General features: G+C 39.8%; 16 protein-coding genes and 1 other RNA gene. 15 read left to right on the top strand and 2 right to left on the bottom strand.

All coding sequences use genetic code 11. From position 1 onward, the window contains the following. The first annotated feature begins 24 nt into the window (after positions 1-24). The 8 genes from dinG (at position 25) to E2626_RS04370 (ending at position 7992) form a co-directional block, all read left to right on the top strand. Positions 25-2790 carry an ATP-dependent DNA helicase DinG gene (gene dinG, locus E2626_RS04405; protein ID WP_134380075.1) on the top strand — a complete coding sequence of 922 codons (2766 nt, stop codon included), beginning with the start codon at positions 25-27 and terminating at the stop codon, positions 2788-2790. 55 nt (positions 2791-2845) lie between these two features. Then, positions 2846-3016: a YpmA family protein gene (locus E2626_RS04400; protein WP_134380073.1), complete on the top strand. Its 171-nt coding sequence runs from the start codon at positions 2846-2848 to the stop codon at positions 3014-3016. Between the two features lie 12 nt (positions 3017-3028). Continuing rightward, positions 3029-3496: a hypothetical protein gene (locus E2626_RS04395; RefSeq protein WP_134380071.1), complete on the top strand. Its 468-nt coding sequence runs from the start codon at positions 3029-3031 to the stop codon at positions 3494-3496. 12 nt (positions 3497-3508) lie between these two features. After that, on the top strand, positions 3509-4702 hold the full coding sequence (locus E2626_RS04390) for a pyridoxal phosphate-dependent aminotransferase (RefSeq protein WP_134380069.1): 1194 nt from the start codon (positions 3509-3511) through the stop codon (positions 4700-4702). Between the two features lie 74 nt (positions 4703-4776). Further along, complete coding sequence (gene asnS, locus E2626_RS04385; protein ID WP_134380067.1) at positions 4777-6069, top strand: asparagine--tRNA ligase; 1293 nt, start codon at positions 4777-4779, stop codon at positions 6067-6069. Between the two features lie 65 nt (positions 6070-6134). Beyond that, positions 6135-6818 (top strand): DnaD domain-containing protein, encoded by a 684-nt coding sequence (locus E2626_RS04380; protein WP_134380065.1) that lies wholly within the window; start codon positions 6135-6137, stop codon positions 6816-6818. 14 nt (positions 6819-6832) lie between these two features. Continuing rightward, on the top strand, positions 6833-7495 hold the full coding sequence (gene nth / locus E2626_RS04375; RefSeq protein WP_134380063.1) for an endonuclease III: 663 nt from the start codon (positions 6833-6835) through the stop codon (positions 7493-7495). Then, positions 7495-7992, top strand: coding sequence for a YpoC family protein (locus tag E2626_RS04370; protein WP_134380061.1), 498 nt, complete (start codon positions 7495-7497; stop codon positions 7990-7992). The genes nth and E2626_RS04370 overlap by 1 nt, the downstream gene beginning before the upstream one ends. 19 nt (positions 7993-8011) lie before the next feature. On the opposite strand, the gene E2626_RS04365 is transcribed toward E2626_RS04370, so the two are convergent. Both E2626_RS04365 and recU read right to left on the bottom strand, forming a co-directional pair. Then, entirely contained in the window at positions 8012-10741 is a 2730-nt protein-coding gene (locus E2626_RS04365) for a PBP1A family penicillin-binding protein (RefSeq protein WP_134380059.1), read from the bottom strand. After that, positions 10734-11369, bottom strand: coding sequence for a Holliday junction resolvase RecU (recU, locus tag E2626_RS04360; RefSeq protein ID WP_134380057.1), 636 nt, complete (start codon positions 11367-11369; stop codon positions 10734-10736). The genes E2626_RS04365 and recU overlap by 8 nt, the downstream gene beginning before the upstream one ends. 147 nt (positions 11370-11516) lie before the next feature. On the opposite strand from recU, the gene E2626_RS04355 reads away from it, so the two are divergent. The 7 genes from E2626_RS04355 to rnpB all read left to right on the top strand — a co-directional run bounded on the left by E2626_RS04355 (position 11517) and on the right by rnpB (position 17490). After that, positions 11517-11891, top strand: coding sequence for a YppE family protein (locus tag E2626_RS04355; RefSeq protein ID WP_134380055.1), 375 nt, complete (start codon positions 11517-11519; stop codon positions 11889-11891). A 30-nt stretch (positions 11892-11921) separates the two neighbouring features. After that, positions 11922-12137: a hypothetical protein gene (locus E2626_RS04350; protein WP_134380053.1), complete on the top strand. Its 216-nt coding sequence runs from the start codon at positions 11922-11924 to the stop codon at positions 12135-12137. Between the two features lie 57 nt (positions 12138-12194). Beyond that, entirely contained in the window at positions 12195-14486 is a 2292-nt protein-coding gene (locus E2626_RS04345) for a DEAD/DEAH box helicase (RefSeq protein ID WP_134380051.1), read from the top strand. Further along, on the top strand, positions 14473-15717 hold the full coding sequence (locus E2626_RS04340) for a ribonuclease H-like domain-containing protein (protein ID WP_341785727.1): 1245 nt from the start codon (positions 14473-14475) through the stop codon (positions 15715-15717). The genes E2626_RS04345 and E2626_RS04340 overlap by 14 nt, the downstream gene beginning before the upstream one ends. A 391-nt stretch (positions 15718-16108) precedes the next feature. Then, positions 16109-16669, top strand: a complete 561-nt coding sequence (locus tag E2626_RS04335; RefSeq protein ID WP_134380047.1) for an SLOG family protein — start codon at positions 16109-16111, stop codon at positions 16667-16669. A 60-nt stretch (positions 16670-16729) separates the two neighbouring features. Further along, entirely contained in the window at positions 16730-17053 is a 324-nt protein-coding gene (gene gpsB / locus E2626_RS04330; protein ID WP_134380045.1) for a cell division regulator GpsB, read from the top strand. A 58-nt stretch (positions 17054-17111) separates the two neighbouring features. Continuing rightward, positions 17112-17490, top strand: an RNA gene (rnpB, locus tag E2626_RS04325) — RNase P RNA component class B. Positions 17491-17494 lie beyond the last annotated feature (4 nt).

Here is a 17494-nt window from a genome sequence, read left to right as displayed (position 1 = left end):
AAACATATAAAGGCTGTGAAAGGTATGAATTCAACAAAAATAGCAGTGGTGGATATTGAAACGACAGGGAACTCCTATAAAAGAGGCGACCGCATTATACAAATTGCGGTCGTTCTGATTGAAGGCAAGCGTATTAAAAAAACGTATTCATCATTTGTAAATCCGATGCAGCCTATTCCTCCGTTTATTACGGAGCTTACAAAAATAACTGAACAGGACTTAGATGGTGCACCTGTATTTTCAGACATCGCTCCCGACATCTCAGAGATGCTGAAGGGGGCTGTTTTTGTTGCACACAATATTCAGTTTGACCTTCCATTTTTAAATGGTGAATTAACCAATGCAGGATATCGTGAATTTTCAGGAGCTGCCTGGGATACAGTAGAGCTTTCACGTGCTTTAATGCCAGAAGCAGCAAGCTTCAAACTCGGGGACTTAACTGAAGATCTTTCACTTGATCATGATCGGCCCCATCAGGCAGACAGCGATGCGGAGGCAACTGCAGAACTATTAATGAGGTTACATAAAAAAGTAATGGACCTTCCACTTTTGACTGTTGAGCAGCTTTATGAGCAGGCAAAATATTTAAAAAGTGACCTAGAGCTGTTTTTTGCAGAATGTATGAATGAAAAGAAGAATAACCTTTCTGATTTAAAACAGGACCTTGAAGTTTTTCGGGGGATCGCACTTAAAAAGAAAAAACCTATAGATTCAAAAACGTATCCTGAGTTCAATATAGAGATCGAATCTTTCATTCAGCAACTCGTTCCCGGTTATCAAAAAAGAGACGCCCAGCTTGAAATGGTCGACGATATATTGAACGCTTTCAACAACAAGCAGCATGCGATTATTGAAGCGGGGACAGGTGTTGGTAAAACGCTTGGATTATTAATACCTGCTGTGCTGAAGGTTTCTGAAGGAAAAAAGGTACTGATATCTACTCAAACCTTACAACAGCAGGAGCAGCTGCTGGTTAATGCTGAAAAAATCAATGCATTACTGGATGATGCCATATTAACTACTGTGCTGAAAGGCAGAAGTAATTACATTCATATGCTGAAATTTGAACAGTCTTTAAAAGATGCAGACCGGCAGTATGATACAGTTTTGGCGAAAATGCAGCTTTTAACATGGCTGACAGAAACAGAAACCGGTGATATTGATGAACTGAACCTGTCAGGCGGAAGTTTACTGTATTGGAATCGTATACGCCATAGTGGCTGGTATTTAGAGAAAAATCAGGACCCCTGGGCAGAAAGAGATTTTTACAGCCAATCACTTCTTAAGGCTGAATACTCTGATATTGTAATTACAAACCATGCGATGCTGGCAGCTGATAAAACAAAAGAAAAGCAATCTTTTCCAGCCTATGATTATCTATTGCTGGATGAAGCTCATCATCTTGAAGAGACGTGCAGAAAGCAATGGGGAGTAAGAGTCGACTACATGAAAGTCAAGTTTGCCATTAATCGTTTAGCAGGAAGTAATGAGGATGGTCTGGCAGAAAAACTTGAAATGATTCTCAGAAAATATTCGATCGATGCACAATTGTTAAATCCTGATAATTGGGAGCGGCTCCATCAGGAATCCGATTCATCCTTTTATCAGCTTGGTCATTATTTTAAGAATAATGTGAAGAGACAAAAAGGAATTCAAAAACATTCACTTCTCCTGAATGATGTGGATCAGGGCGGTTGGCAACATGTTAAATACAGCTTTGAACGCCTGCTGGCTGAACTGAAAGCATGTTTAAAAATCATATCAAATCAGCTTGAACAACTTGGGAAAAAGAAAAACAAACTAACTGTTCAGGAAAAAGCAGTCATTGAGGATGCAGGTTCACTTTGTATGGAATGGGAACGGATAATTGAAATGATCAGAATGCTTTTTATCAGAAAGCACGAACAACATGTTAAATGGATTGAAGGAGATTTAAGGTCAGTGCCCGGCAGCTTGATCATCGTTGCGAATGAAATGGATATAAGCAATAAAATCCAGCAGTCATTCTTTTCAAATCAATTTCCTTCTGCAGCAGTTAGTGCAACACTGGCAGTAAACGGATCTTTCAGACATTTTATTGAAGCAGCAGGGTTACGTGAATCTGCGCTTATTGTAAAACAATATGAATCGCCATTTGATTATAAAAAAAATGTCAGACTGATGGTCCCTAACGATTTGCCTGATATTAAATCTGTTACTGCTGAGGAATATGTTGAATGGATCACGGGTCATTTAGCAGTTATTGCAGAAGCTACATCTGGCAGAATGCTTGTGCTATTTACTTCCCATGAGATGCTGCGAAATACGTATGAGCTCATTAAAGAAAGCCAGCAAATGGAGGATTTCGTATTAATTGCACAGGGTATTTCAGCCGGCAGCAGAACCAAGCTTTCTAAAAACTTCCGGAAATTCGATAAAGCTGTTTTATTTGGAACGAGCAGTTTTTGGGAAGGTCTTGATATTCCAGGCGAGGACTTGTCATGTCTTGTCATGGTAAGACTGCCATTTTCCCCTCCCGATGAACCGCTGATAAAAGCACAATGGGAAAAGGCAAGAAGTGAAAACAGAAATCCTTTTCAGGAAGTCTCATTACCTAAAGCTGTGCTTCGCTTCAGACAGGGCTTTGGCAGATTAATTAGACATGAAAATGATCGTGGGATTTTTATGGTGTTTGACAGGAGACTGATCAGTACTTATTATGGCAAAGCATTCACAGAATCAATTCCTAAGCTCCGGGTAGAAGAAAAAAACCTGGATGAATGTATCTTTGACATTGAAGAATGGTTGTAGAGTGAATAAACCTGTTATACTGTTTAAGATAAAACTGAAGAAAGAAGTGAAGTAGATGGGGGATAAAATAGAAATCATTTCTACTGTCACAGTAGATCACTCAAAAGATTTATACAAAATCGTAGATACTTTAAATCGCTCTCTGAAGCGGGATGATTTAATGTTTGGTCTTGCACTTGATAAAGAAGACCAGTCAAAAGCTGTGTTTACGATTTACCGGACATAAGCGAGGGAAATTATGAAAAAATGGATGATTTTAATAGGAACTGTAATCGCTGTTTTTATCACTTGCTTTATTTTGATTTTCATGACCGCAAAGCAGCAGATTAATTCAGATTTACAAAAAGCTGAAGCGGCGGCTGAAACAGAGGGATTAAATGTACAAAACAGTTATCACTACCATGGCAGTGAGGTCTATTACGTAGTCGAAGGGACATTGGAAGGTAAAGATCAACTATTCTTTTTCCCTGAAAACCAGGAAATAGAGCCAGTTATGATAGATGCTGATAGTGGAATAAGCGAATCACAAGTATTGGAAATGCTTAACGATGATGATCAGCCTCATAAAATACTTTCTTCAAAAATTGGCATGGAACCCGTCGGACCAGTTTGGGAAATTGTTTATAAAGATGAGGATGAGCTGTTAAACTACTATTACGTAAAATTCGATAGCGGTGATTGGTGGAGAACAATCCGCAATCTATAAGGAGTGTATAATATGAAAGAATTACTTGCTAACAGAGTGAAATCATTAACCCCGTCGACGACCCTGGCGATTACTGCTAAAGCCAAGGAACTCAAGGCGGAAGGGAAAGACGTAATAGGACTCGGAGCAGGTGAACCTGATTTCAATACGCCTGATCATATTATAGAAGCTGCATACGAGTCAATGAAAAGCGGCGAGACAAAATATACGCCGGCTGCTGGTACAGTTGCTTTAAAACAGGCAGTAGCAGACAAATTAGAAGAAGATCAGAAAATTACATACAACCTTTCTGAAATATTCGTCGGCAGTGGTGCGAAACATGTTCTTTACTGTTTATTTCAAGCTATTTTAAATGAAGACGACGAAGTCATCATTCCAACTCCATACTGGGTGAGCTATCCTGAACAGGTTAAACTTGCTGGAGGCAAACCGGTTATTGTAGAAGGAAAAGAAACGAATCATTACAAAATTACAGCCGATCAAATCAAAGAAGCGGCAGGTCCCAAAACAAAGGCAGTGATTATTAACTCACCAAGTAACCCTACTGGTATGGTCTATTCCAGTGAAGAACTGGAAGAAATCGGACGTGCTTGCCTGGAAAAAGATCTGTTAATCGTCTCGGATGAAATTTATGAAAAGCTTCTGTATGGAGGAGCGGTCCATACGTCAATCGCTGAAATATCTCCAGCGTTAAAAGAGCAGACGATCATTGTAAACGGTGTTTCCAAGTCTCATTCCATGACAGGCTGGAGAATCGGGTACGCAGCTGGGAGACAGGATGTAATCAAAGCGATGACAAATCTGGCCAGCCATTCTACGTCAAATCCGACAACGACAGCCCAATTCGGTGCATTGGCTGCTTATAAAGGTCCTCAGGACGCAGTTGAAAAAATGAGATCAGCTTTTGAAAGCCGATTAAATAAAGTCTTCGATCAGGTCAACAGTATCCCAGGATTCCGTTGCATTAAGCCTCAAGGTGCATTCTATCTGTTTCCTCATGTAAAAGAGGCTGCCAAAAATTGCGGCTTCGATTCAGTTGACGATTTTGCTAAAGACTTATTGAGTAAAGCAAACGTTGCAGTGATCCCGGGTTCAGGATTTGGCTCACCGGATAATCTCCGGTTGTCATATGCGACAGATTTGGAATCTCTTGAAAAAGCAATTTCAAGAATCAGCAGTTATGTGGAAAATAAAAACGCAGATTGAACGACAAACCTAACAACTGTATAATACGTAAAGTATGAAACAATTGATATTAAATGTTCCTGGAGGGAAATCGAGTGAAAACATCTATAACTCAAGCCGGCAGTCATGTTGGAGAAGAAGTAACAATCGGTGCATGGCTGGCAAATAAACGTTCAAGCGGAAAAATTGCATTCTTACAGCTGCGTGACGGTACTGGATTTATTCAGGGCGTCGTTGTGAAAAGCGAAGTCGGAGAAGAAATTTTCCAAAAAGCTAAGTCATTGACACAGGAATCTTCAATTTACGTAACAGGTGTAATTAAAGAAGATACACGTTCACCTTTCGGATATGAAATGGAAGTAAATGATTTAACGATTATTCATGAATCAGTTGACTACCCAATCACGCCTAAGGAGCATGGTACAGAATTTTTGATGGACCATCGCCATTTATGGCTTCGTTCAAATCGTCAGCATGCAGTCATGAAAATCAGAAATGAAATCATTCGTGCTACGTATGAATTTTTTAATCAGGAAGGCTTTGTGAAAGTTGATCCGCCTATATTAACCGGCAGTGCGCCTGAAGGCACATCAGAGCTGTTCCATACGAAATACTTTGAAGAGGATGCATATCTCTCGCAGAGTGGTCAGCTGTATATGGAAGCTGCAGCAATGGCTCTTGGTAAGGTATTTTCATTCGGACCAACTTTCCGTGCAGAAAAATCAAAAACACGTCGTCATTTAATCGAATTCTGGATGATTGAGCCAGAAATGGCGTTTTATGAATTTGACGATAACCTTGAAGTTCAGGAGCAATATGTATCATTCGTCGTTCAGTCTGTCCTGAAAAATTGCCAGCTGGAACTGACACGTCTGGGAAGAGATACTTCAGTATTAGAAAAAATTCAGGCACCGTTTCCTCGTATTACTTACGATGATGCGCTTAAATTCCTTCATGAAAAAGGATTTGAAGATATTACATGGGGAGATGATCTTGGAGCACCCCATGAAACAGCAATTGCTGAAAGCTATGATAAGCCGGTCTTCATTACACATTATCCAACAAGTCTGAAACCTTTTTATATGCAGCCTGATGCTGACAATGAAGACGTTGTATTGTGTGCGGACTTAATTGCACCTGAAGGATACGGTGAAATCATTGGAGGGTCAGAACGTATTCACGACCTTGCCTTACTTGAACAAAGAATTACTGAACACAAACTCGATCCTGAAGCCTACAAATGGTACACTGAACTGAGAAAGTACGGTTCTGTACCGCACTCCGGATTTGGACTGGGACTGGAGAGAACAGTCGCTTGGATCAGTGGAGTGGAACACGTAAGAGAATCTATTCCATTCCCAAGACTATTAAACAGACTATACCCTTAACTCATAATGACCGAATAAGCGATACTTGCTTTTCGGTCATTTTTCATCAGAAAGGCGGGCAAACAATGACACATCAACTTCCAGTACAAACATGGATCAGAGAAGGCTATACGGCAATTCCTGTGATGCTGCTGAAATATTATAAAAAACTGAATTTAACAGAAACGGAGTGTATGCTGCTCATTCAGCTTCATACGTTCATTGATAAAGGAAATTTATTCCCAACCCCAGATCAAATAGCTGAAAGAATGACACTAACATCATCTGAGTGTCTTAAAATTATTCAAAAGCTCATGAAAAAAAATCTGCTTGAAATTAACGACGGGGAAGAAGAAATTAAAACAGAACATTATTCAATGGACTCCTTATGGCATGCCATCTTGACGTTAGCCGGTCAGGAGAAGTTTCAGGAAACCGTCGAACAAACAATGTCTCAGCAGACAGATCTATATACAATGTTTGAACAGGAATTTGGCAGACCTTTATCGCCGCTGGAATGTGAAACACTGGCCATGTGGATAGATCAGGATGGTCATACACCTGACATTGTTAAAGCAGCATTAAAAGAGGCTGTTATATCCGAAAAGCTGAACTTCAGATATATAGACCGTATCCTGTTCGAATGGAAAAAGAAAGGAATTAACACAGCTGCTGATGCAAAAAAGCAGGGTGAACAATTCAGGAAACCAAAACAGCAGGCTGAAAAACCTCATGAACCTGCACCTTTTTTTAATTGGCTTGAAAACTGATAGGAAGTGACTAAATGCTGACGAAAGCTCAAATCAGAGAATGTCTTGATGAAATGGAAAGCATGTTTCCGGATGCTCACTGTGAATTAAATCACGAAAATGCATTTGAACTGACGATCGCTGTTTTGCTATCTGCTCAGTGTACGGATGCTCTGGTAAATAAAGTGACGAAAGATTTGTTTCAAAAATACAAGGATCCGGAAGACTATCTGAATGTTACGCTCGAAGAACTACAAAGTGATATTCGTTCTATCGGGTTATACAGAAATAAAGCGAAGCACATACGTAATTTGTGTGAAAGGTTAATTGAACATTATAACGGAGAAATTCCTGCAGACCATAAAGAATTAACGACATTGCCGGGAGTAGGACGCAAAACTGCAAATGTTGTCATGTCAGTGGCTTTTAATTGGCCTGCTATTGCTGTTGATACACACGTCGAACGTATATCGAAAAGACTTGGAATATGCCGGTGGAAAGATTCAGTGCTGGAGGTCGAACAGACTTTAATGAAGAAAGTCCCGAAGGATGAATGGTCTGCTACACACCACAGGATGATCTTTTTTGGGCGTTATCACTGTAAAGCTCAGAGACCGGATTGTCCGAACTGCCCGCTTTTGTACTTGTGCAGGGAAGGTAAGAAAAGACAAAAGAAAGTAAACCAGGGGGTTTCATGATGAAAATTAAACTGCCTGATCAATATAAGCATCCTTTATTTTATTCTGGAGATATCAATGATATAGAATTAAATGATGATGATTTATTTTCACCTCTATATGCGGCTGATATCTTATCGTTGAATAATCAGCACAAACCATGGGAAGAAATGGAAAAGTGGATTCCGTTAATTCTGGAAGAGTGGCAAACATTATCAGAGGAAATGAAGCCTTTGTTTGAGGGAAATGCGGACCAAACATACGAGCCCATGATTAAAGGCATTTCCTTATTCTTCACGCTGCTTTACTGGACAAATGAAAAACATGTATCAGCAGTGTCGTGGGAAACTGATGTGAAAGATTTTGACGTATCTATTATGAATGCATTCGAAAGAATTCCGTTCATTATGAAACGTCCAGCCGTTTATTTTTCTTATATTCAACTGGATGAAATGTTTAAAGAACTTCATAAAACAGCAGCTAAACATGATGCAATAAAAAAAAGAAAGCGCGGTTAAACTTCCGCGCTTTCTTTTTTTATTCTCCTGAACCTTCATCAGTGGTGTTATCTGACGCACCTTCTGCCGGTTCATCCTGATTTTCGTCACCTGTATTTTCTTCAGTCTGACCGGAGTCTTCGTTACTGTTGCCTCCGCCATTACCGTTGTTATTTCCTTCGCCGTTATTGGGTTCGGCTTCTTCTTCACTGCTTTCAGTATTCTCTTCTTCAGAATTCTGATCACCCTGATTTTCATCAGTGTTTTCTTCAGTTACATCTTCATTTTGTTGTTCTTCATCTTCTTCAGTTTCTTCATCTTCCTGCGCTTCATCTTCAGATCTTACTATTTCAATATTTGTGTTTGCTGAACTGCTGCGTTCTTCATCAGCAATCGCTGTGACAGTGAACGTATATGAAGAGCCTTCCTGTACCTGTTCAATGTTTAAGCCATTTTGAGAAGTTACAGCCAGTTCACTTTCTTCTCCACCGTCGATACTCACAAGTACTTCAAACTCAACATCCCTGTTATCATTTTCATCCTGATTGTGATCCCATGTCAGCTGAATTGTGCCATTTTCTTCATTGTATTCTGCTGATAGGTTAGAAGGAGACTGAAGGTCAGGTACTACAAATTCTTCTGATACAGAAGTAGGTTCAGTTCCTCTGATAAATAATTCCACAGATTTTTGATCAGCCGGTGTATATTCACTGGCCAGTTGAACAGGGGAAGTACCTTTTTCAATTTCTACTTCCACAACACTTTCAGGCTTTTCAAAGTCTGGAGTTTCAATTCCTTCATGTACACCTCTCATAATATCTCTGAAAATATACTGTGATACCCAGCGATCTTGAGGTGATAGGTAGTTCTCCGCCTGGTTTTCTTCATAGCCTAACCAGACTGCTGCAGTATATTGAGTTGTATAACCCGCAAACCAGGAGTCAGGTGCACCATTAGAAGGTATATTGCCTGCACTTAATTGTTCTGCAGTATAATTCGTCGTTCCGGATTTACCAGCCATAGGCAGTCCGTTCACTTGAGCGAGTTCACCAGTTGAACCCGGCTCCAACACATCTTTCAGCATATCAGACATCATATATGCTGTTGAATCCTTCATTGCAACGTCTGATTCAGCCTCCAGGTTCATAGAGGAGCCATCTCTGAATTCTATGCTTGTAATTGAATGAGGTTCGTTATAGACACCTTTATTGCCAAATGCAGCGTAAGCGCCTGCCATTTCAAGTGTATTTGTTTCAGGTTCACCACCAATTGCTGCACTCTCACACAACACACCACCACAATTGTCAGCTTCAAAGTCCCAGCCAAGTTCTCTCAGGAACTCAGTACCCTGTTCCTGACCAACTTCCATGTAAGCTTTGATGGCTGTGATATTTCTTGAATCAGCCAATGCTTCTCTCATTGTCATTGGTCCTTTGAATTGGCCGTCATAGTTGTTCGGTGCAAACCCATTTGAATATTCATACGGTTCATCGACAATCGTTTGAGCAGTAGACCATTCCAGGAATTCGATAGCCGGTGCATAATCCAGCAGTGGTTTAATCGCCGATCCGGGTTGACGGGTCTGGTCTGTTGCATAGTTAAAACCCCGTTTCACTTCGTCTCCGTAACCTCGGCCACCACCGATCGCTCTGATTGCACCAGACTCAGTATCAAGCAGAGTGACTCCTGCCTGAGCCATGACACCATCCATATCAGCCGGGAACTGAATACTGCCATCGTTTAAAGTATTCTCAACAACTGTTTGTGCATTAGGATCAAGTGTTGTATTAATTTTTAATCCATCTTCATAAGGATTAACATCGTCAAGATCTTCAATTTCATCAAGTACAACATCTACAAAAGCATCGTATTTTGATTCCTCTGCAGAAAGCTGCTGCCTTGGATTACCTGATTCTTCACTGCGATCAACAACGCCATCCATAATATCGGTTTCAATTGCCTGACTCATCTCTTCTTCAGATATCTTACCGTGATTGTGCATTTGTCGAAGTACAATATCACGGCGTTCTTTAGCCAAATCAGGATTTTCATATACATTATAAGCATTAGGACGCTGAGGAAGTCCGGCTAAATATGCAGCCTGATGAACCTGCAGCTCAGAAAGGTCAGCATCGAAATAATACTCAGATGCTGTACGGATGCCGTATATTCCATCTGAATAAAAAATCTTATTAACATACATCTCAAAAATATCTTCTTTTGAGTAGTCCTGTTCCAGCTGGTAAGCAAGCCACGCTTCCTGGGCTTTACGCTCTAAAGATTTCTCCGGTGTTAAAACTGACTGTTTTATCACCTGTTGGGTCAGCGTACTTGCTCCTTCAGCGCCAAATCCCTCGGTAATATTCGCGAGGACTGCACCCATTAATCTGAGAAAATCCACTCCCTGATGCTCATAGAAACGGTTATCTTCAATTGCCAAAACTGCGTTTTCAACGAGTGGTGGAATTTCATTGTAATCAACAAATTCTCTATTTTCAGCGCCTATTCTGGCAAATACATCGCCATTCACATCCAGTATTTCAGTTGTAATCGGATCAACGAAATCCTCTTCATTAAGTTCTGGTGCCTGTGATGCATAATAAGCAAATAGGCCTCCTCCGAATAAAAGTCCGGCTAGCCCAACGATCAATACTGTAATGATAATCTTTTTAAAAATTGACCCTTTTTTCTTTTTTGTTGTTTTTTTAGAAGTCTTTTTAGAAGCCTTTTGAGCATTCCTTTTTTCTTCACGTGATTTATAATCAGCCATTATGATTCCTCTCTTTCAAAAGCTCTATAAGCAAATGATCTATAATTTTAAGATAATCTATTCTTGGTTGCAAGCCTAAAGGAATAGAATGGGAAGATGTCTCTATTTCATCTTTAGTCATGGATTTTCTCCCGCCTTGTAACATCCTTTCCCAATATCGTTTTAGATGTTCATATGGCATCAGGAAAATCTCTTCTGTGGCAGAAAATCTGATGATCACAAATGCAATGCCTTTTTGAGCAGTGACCTGGTCCATATGATCAAGCTGGTGCTGATGGAAATTTTGAAGTGGGAAAGAGGTCCGGTTTCTCGTTTCTTTTGCTTCAAAATCAATGTAATAACCGTTATAAACCCCGTTATAATCCGTGGTTGAAGCCTGTTTGAAATAAGCTTCTTTTATAACAGCTGCGCTTCTTTTTGGATAGTCCACTGTGACGATCTGAACGGGTACTGGTTTTTTATGAATGACAGCTTTGCCAGTCTGAATATAATAGTCATTCGTTTCATTTAAATCTTCTTCGAGGGTCATTCCGCGTTTACCGTGTGAAAAAGATTTTTCTTTTTTCGTTTGACTGTTTTTATTTGATTTCGGACTGAATTTTTTACCGTTAGGATAATGAAATTCCATGTGTAACACCTCACCTGAACATCATACCACAAGCGCAGTTTGCTCAAACCGTTAAGGTCTGACAATTAGACGAAGAGACTTCAATTAAAGTTACATTTCTACTGACGTTTGTTAAAATATCAGGATAAGAGGATTGAGGTGTAATAAATGACAACGGAAAACATATTGAAAATGACGATAGAACTTATTAACATCACTAACCAGGCTGATGAAGAATATAACAAAAGAAGAGAAAGTGGATTAAAAGGTGACTTTTTTAATGAAGTAAAACCATTTGCCGATCACGCAAACCTGATCGTACAAGAATGGAAATCAGCGGCTGCAGATTTTTTGATTGAATATCCAAAGAAAAACATCCATCAAAACCAGATCTTCGCTACGGCTGAAAATATGGAACTGATTGTAGTGCAGTGTTTTTTCCCTGAAACGAGCTATAAGCGGTTTAAAAGTTATATTCAGTCAAGCTTATATGTACTTGAACAATTGAAACTAATTTTAGAGAATCACTCATTGATCGAGTAGGCATATGCTATTTAAAAAAGGGGAATGCATATGTACTTCTGTCCATATTGTGGGAAACCTTTCTACTTTCAGGATGATCAGCGCCCGCATTATTCAAAAGTTAATCAGGAATACGCTAAGCCTGAAAAAGGAAATAAACCAAGGGTTGACGTTAATAATATTATGTCAACTTGTAACCAGGTAGTGAATACAGTCAGTCAGGCAAATCAATTGATATTATCTATTTCAAAAGCAGTAAAATTCTAACAGCCTTATTTGCGCTAAAGAATATATGTTCGTATAATAAGGTCGTGAGGTGATTGCATGCGTAAAAAAACGCTTAGTGAAATCGCAGAAAACTTTAAAAATAATAAAGAAATTTCAGACCAGATTATAAAATGGCATACAATTGAACCTAAGGAAGCGGTTTATGCACCGCTTCCTTCAAGTGTTCACCCAGACCTGATTAAGGCACTGGAACGAAGAGGGATCGGTCAGCTTTATGCTCATCAGGCTGAAGCCTATGAAGCTGTCATGAAAGGTGAATCAATTACTGCTGTAACGCCAACAGCTTCAGGGAAAACACTTTGTTATAATCTCCCGGTGATCCAGCAAATTATGAATGATCATCATAGCAGAGCTTTATATATTTTTCCGACGAAAGCGTTAGCACAGGATCAGAAAACAGAGTTAAATGAGCTGCTGGAGTTGGCAGAAGCATCTATTAATTCTTATACCTATGATGGTGATACACCTGCTGGCATCAGACAAAAAGTAAGAAAAGCGGGACATATTGTTATAACAAACCCCGATATGCTTCACTCTGCTATATTGCCTCATCATACGAAATGGGTATCTTTATTTGAGAATTTAAAATATGTGGTCATTGATGAACTTCATATATACAGGGGGGTGTTTGGCAGTCATGTAGCAAATGTGATGAAAAGACTCAAAAGAATATGCAAGTTTTATGGCAGTGATCCTATTTTCATCTGTACTTCAGCCACGATCGCAAATCCTAAAGAATTGGCTGAAAAACTTACAGGTAACCGTATGCAATTAATTGACCGGAATGGCGCTCCATCTGCAAAAAAACATTTTGTTTTTTATAATCCTCCCATCGTTAATCATCAAATGAATATTAGGCGGAGTGCAACGCTTGAGGTCAGAAGAATTGCCGGCATACTGCTGAAAGAGAAGATACAGACGATTGTTTTTGCCAGAAGCCGTGTAAGGGTAGAGATCATTCTTACATATTTGCAGGAGCTGGTTAAAAATGAACTTGGACCTAAATCTATTAGAGGATACCGTGGCGGTTACCTGCCTACGCAGCGGCGTGAAATTGAAAAGGGATTAAGAACGGGTGATGTGTATGGTGTAGTCAGTACGAATGCGCTTGAGCTTGGGGTAGATATTGGTCAATTGCAGGCGTGTGTCATGACAGGCTATCCAGGAACGATTGCGAGTGCCTGGCAGCAGGCCGGCAGAGCGGGCAGAAGGCAGGGTGAAGCATTGATTATCATGGTAGCGAGCTCCAGCCCGCTGGATCAGTTCGTGATTCAGCATCCTGACTATTTTTTGGAAGCTAGTCCTGAAACTGCAAGAATTAATCCTGAAAACATTATTATTATGCTGGACCATTTAAAATGTGCAGTATTTGAACTTCCTTTTGAAAGAGACGAGCTTTTCGGGGATATTGATCCTGTCGATCTGCTGGAATACTTAACGGAAGAACGTGTGCTGCATTTTTCATCTGACAGATGGCACTGGATGAATGATGCATTTCCAGCACATAACATCAGTCTGCGTTCAGCTTCACAGGAAAATGTGGTGATCATTGACCAGTCTCAAACGGCTGCACATAAAGTACTTGGAGAAATGGACAGGTTCAGTGCAATGACACTGCTGCATGATGAAGCGATCTATCTTCATCAGGGCGTGCAGTATCAGGTTGAATTTCTTGATTGGGAAGAAAAGAAAGCATTTGTAAGAGAAGTTGAAGTCGATTACTACACTGATGCAAATCTTGCGGTACAATTATCAGTTTTAGAAGAAGATAAGAGTGCAGAAACAGAAAGCGCAATTGCCTCTTACGGCGATGTTTCAGTAAGAGCAATGGCAACAATATTTAAAAAGATCAAGTTTGATACGCATGAAAACATTGGTTCTGGTCCGATTGATCTCCCTGAAGCAGAGCTGCATACAAGTGCTGCCTGGTTTTCATTGAAAGAAGAACTTCATGATATGACTGATGAAAGAATTGAACAAGGGTTAATTGGTGCAGCACATGCATTAAAAGCAATTGTTCCGGTTTATGTAATGTGTGACCCTCAGGACATCCAAATCACACCACAGGTAAAAGCAGTTCACAATCAGTTGCCAACGATTTTTGTATATGATCGTTACCCGGGTGGCATTGGTCTCAGTGAGAAAGTGTATGAATCCGGCAGCAATTTAATAGATGAAGCTGCCATGCTTGTCAGCGGATGCCGGTGTGAAAACGGGTGTCCTTCATGTGTTGGCACAGAAATTTCCTTTACCGGAGGAAAAAAAGACGCGTATGCGTTACTAAAACTATTCTCTGAGGCGATGGAGCGTAAACATGATGAGTCTTAAAAAAAAGTTAGACAGGATGAAACCTCATCTGAAACAACAACACGCTGATAAACCGGTTCAAGGGACAGATGCATTACCGCATATGGATTTATGGAAAAGTAATGATACCGATCTATTTGTTTCAGGGGATCAATACTGTTTAATCAGAGAAGTACACTTTCCGCTGGATTATAAGCATGGACATTATAAGCTTGAAGCTTTTAAACATGCTGTGGAAGCATGGAATAACGTCAACTTTAATCATTCACTTTCAGCTAAGGGATTTGCTGCTGAGGACCTGTTCTTTTTTGATACTGAAACGACAGGATTAAGCGGAACGGGCACTTCAATTTTTTTGCTCGGTTATGCCAGAGTTGATAAAGATAAAATCATAGTAAAACAGCATATACTGACAGACCCGGCGAATGAAGTAGCGCTGTATTTAAGCTTTTTGGAAAACGTCGATTACGAAATGCTCGTAACATTTAACGGCAAATCTTTTGACTGGCCACAAGTTAAATCCAGACATACGCTCATTCGCAAGCACGTGCCCAAACTACCTGAAACAGGCCATTTTGATTTATACCATGCTTCAAAAAGATTATGGAAGAGCAGTTTAAATTCTTTAAAACTCAAAAGCATCGAGGAAAAAAAGCTTGGATTTGAAAGAAAAGATGATATTCCCGGATATCTGGCGCCTGCGATTTATTTTGACTTTGTAGAAAGAAAGCACCCTGAGGGAATGTTAAAAGTCCTTGAGCATAATGAGAAAGATATTCTTTCATTAATCACTTTATATACGCACATCAGCTTTCAACTGCTCGGTACCGATGAAAGTCAGAACAGTAAAGAAAAACTCGAAACCGGAAAGTGGTTTAAAAAAGAAGGAGTAAGCAATCTGTCCGAAAAATATTTAACAGATTCTTACGAGATGGATCAGAACCCTTCAGCTGCATTCCACCTGGCGTTTGAACATAAGAAGCAGCATCAGTATCCACAAGCGATTACACTTTGGGAAATTTCACTTGAAAAAGGATTGCCAAAAGAACAGAGAGAATCTGCGATTGAAATCGCAAAATTGTATGAGCATCATTTAAAAGACTTTAAAAATGCATACTTATTTGCGATGCAGGCGATAAAAGCCCTTGATACAGAAGACTTAAAGAATGAGAGAAAACAGAAAATTCTTGGTCAAATTAAACACAGGCTTAATCGGATTTCCCGGAAAATGAGCGGAAATAATCCCAAGTAATATTTCCCGGGCAAGCGCATAAAACGACTGATTACGTTAATAATTTGAGCTGTAATATGACTAAATTCAACAAACAATTCTCTGTTCTGTCACAAAATAGACAAAAAACGATGTTTGATAGGTGGTTGTATCATTTTCAAAACAATTGTACTATTAAATTATTGAAACTATTTGGGGTTGAAAGTATGAGAAAATTACTGTTACTGTTGTTTTTCTTTGTGATTGGAGCTACTGCTTACGTTTTCTCAGCAATCGGAGATCAGCTTACTACATTATAATAAGTGATTTTGATCAGGTAAATCAGCTGAGCAATAAGCATCTGAAAGCGGCAGGATAAAAGATCCAGCCGCTTTTTTTTAAGATTAATGTATAATAAATTTGTGGTGATTATATGAAAACACTTGTCATATCAGGTTATAAAGCCCATGAAATCGGAATCTTTAAAGCGGATGATCCGGCTATCAGAATTATAAAGAAATCGATCAGGCAGCATATCATCCCTCTCATTGAAGAAGGGCTGGAATGGGTGATCGTGTCCGGATCATTGGGCATTGAACAATGGGCAGCAGAAGAGGTAATAAAATTAAAAGCTGATTATCCTGCTATTCAATTGGCTATTATTACCCCATTCTTAAAGCAGGAAGAGAAATGGAACGAAGTGAACCAGGAAGCATATAGGAACATTTTGGGGGAGGCTGATTTTGTCGCCTCTGTCTCAAATAAACCATATACAGATCCGTCTCAATTTAAGAACAGAGATGATTTTTTGCTTAACAAAGCAGATGGTTTACTTGCCATATATGATGAGGAAAAGAAAGCCTCCCCATCATTCTTTATAAAAAAAGCTGAACAGGTTCAGGAAAAGAAACGACTGGAACTAATCAGGATAAATTTTCAGGACCTGCAATGGATTGCTGATGAAGAAGCATTAAGTGATGCAGATCCTGATTGACAACTGTCATGCTTTTTGAAAAAATAAGACTACTGGATACGATAGCCGAGGTGAAAAATGATGAAGAATGATGTTGCACAATTAAGCGCAAAAGAAATACTTGAGCGGGAATTCAAAACAGCAATGAGAGGTTATAAGCCTGAAGAAGTAGACGCTTTTCTTGATCAGATCATTAAAGATTATGAAGCATTTGCTGAAAGAATTGAAACGCTTGAAAGCGAATTGAAAAAAGCGCAAAGAAGCACAGAGCCTCAGCGCAGATCCACAGTTCAGCAGACTCAGCCGCAACCAACAGTAAGTGGTACAACGAACTTTGATATATTAAAAAGACTTTCCAACCTTGAAAAAGAAGTGTTTGGAAGAAAATTATATGAAGACAGATAAAGCTGCTTGCTAATCGGCCTGTTTCACTGTATAATTTGAACTTGGCGAAACCGGTTAATTGGTCGGGCAATTGCTGCTTTACGCAGAGGAAAGTCCATGCTCGCACGGAGCTGAGATGCCCGTAGTGTTCGTGCTTCGCGAAAAAATAAGCGAAGGCAGTCTGAGTGATCAGACTGACGGCAGAGAGGATACCTAAGTCTCTTGATATGGTATGCATCTCTTGAAAGTGCCACAGTGACGAAGTTCTGTCAGAAATGACAGAAGTGGAACGAGGTAAACCCCGCGAGTGAGAAACTCAAACAATGGTAGAGGCACTTTCCCGGAGGAAATGAACGAAGGGGAAGGTCGGCATTTTGCCGGCAGATAGATGATTGCCGCTTGTCGTACGAGCTTAACAGGCGCTTGCAGTACGCTTGAACAAAACATGGCTTACAGACCATT

Origin of the sequence: Jeotgalibacillus salarius (genome assembly GCF_004405125.1) — a bacterium.
Classification (GTDB): domain Bacteria; phylum Bacillota; class Bacilli; order Bacillales; family Jeotgalibacillaceae; genus Jeotgalibacillus; species Jeotgalibacillus salarius.
The sequence above is the reverse complement of the archived record's forward strand: the minus strand, read 5'-3'. Positions and strand labels throughout refer to the sequence as shown.

Excerpts from the sequence above, each read along its gene's own strand:
- dinG (WP_134380075.1), top strand. The coding sequence starts at position 25 with ATGAATTCAACAAAAATAGCAGTGGTGGATATTGAAACGACAGGGAAC.
- E2626_RS04400 (WP_134380073.1), top strand. The coding sequence starts at position 2,846 with ATGGGGGATAAAATAGAAATCATTTCTACTGTCACAGTAGATCACTCA.
- E2626_RS04395 (WP_134380071.1), top strand. The coding sequence starts at position 3,029 with ATGAAAAAATGGATGATTTTAATAGGAACTGTAATCGCTGTTTTTATC.
- E2626_RS04390 (WP_134380069.1), top strand. The coding sequence starts at position 3,509 with ATGAAAGAATTACTTGCTAACAGAGTGAAATCATTAACCCCGTCGACG.
- E2626_RS04380 (WP_134380065.1), top strand. The coding sequence starts at position 6,135 with ATGACACATCAACTTCCAGTACAAACATGGATCAGAGAAGGCTATACG.
- nth (WP_134380063.1), top strand. The coding sequence starts at position 6,833 with ATGCTGACGAAAGCTCAAATCAGAGAATGTCTTGATGAAATGGAAAGC.
- E2626_RS04370 (WP_134380061.1), top strand. The coding sequence starts at position 7,495 with ATGAAAATTAAACTGCCTGATCAATATAAGCATCCTTTATTTTATTCT.
- E2626_RS04365 (WP_134380059.1), bottom strand. The coding sequence starts at position 10,741 with ATGGCTGATTATAAATCACGTGAAGAAAAAAGGAATGCTCAAAAGGCT.
- recU (WP_134380057.1), bottom strand. The coding sequence starts at position 11,369 with ATGGAATTTCATTATCCTAACGGTAAAAAATTCAGTCCGAAATCAAAT.
- E2626_RS04355 (WP_134380055.1), top strand. The coding sequence starts at position 11,517 with ATGACAACGGAAAACATATTGAAAATGACGATAGAACTTATTAACATC.
- E2626_RS04350 (WP_134380053.1), top strand. The coding sequence starts at position 11,922 with ATGTACTTCTGTCCATATTGTGGGAAACCTTTCTACTTTCAGGATGAT.
- E2626_RS04345 (WP_134380051.1), top strand. The coding sequence starts at position 12,195 with ATGCGTAAAAAAACGCTTAGTGAAATCGCAGAAAACTTTAAAAATAAT.
- E2626_RS04340 (WP_341785727.1), top strand. The coding sequence starts at position 14,473 with ATGATGAGTCTTAAAAAAAAGTTAGACAGGATGAAACCTCATCTGAAA.
- E2626_RS04335 (WP_134380047.1), top strand. The coding sequence starts at position 16,109 with ATGAAAACACTTGTCATATCAGGTTATAAAGCCCATGAAATCGGAATC.
- gpsB (WP_134380045.1), top strand. The coding sequence starts at position 16,730 with ATGAAGAATGATGTTGCACAATTAAGCGCAAAAGAAATACTTGAGCGG.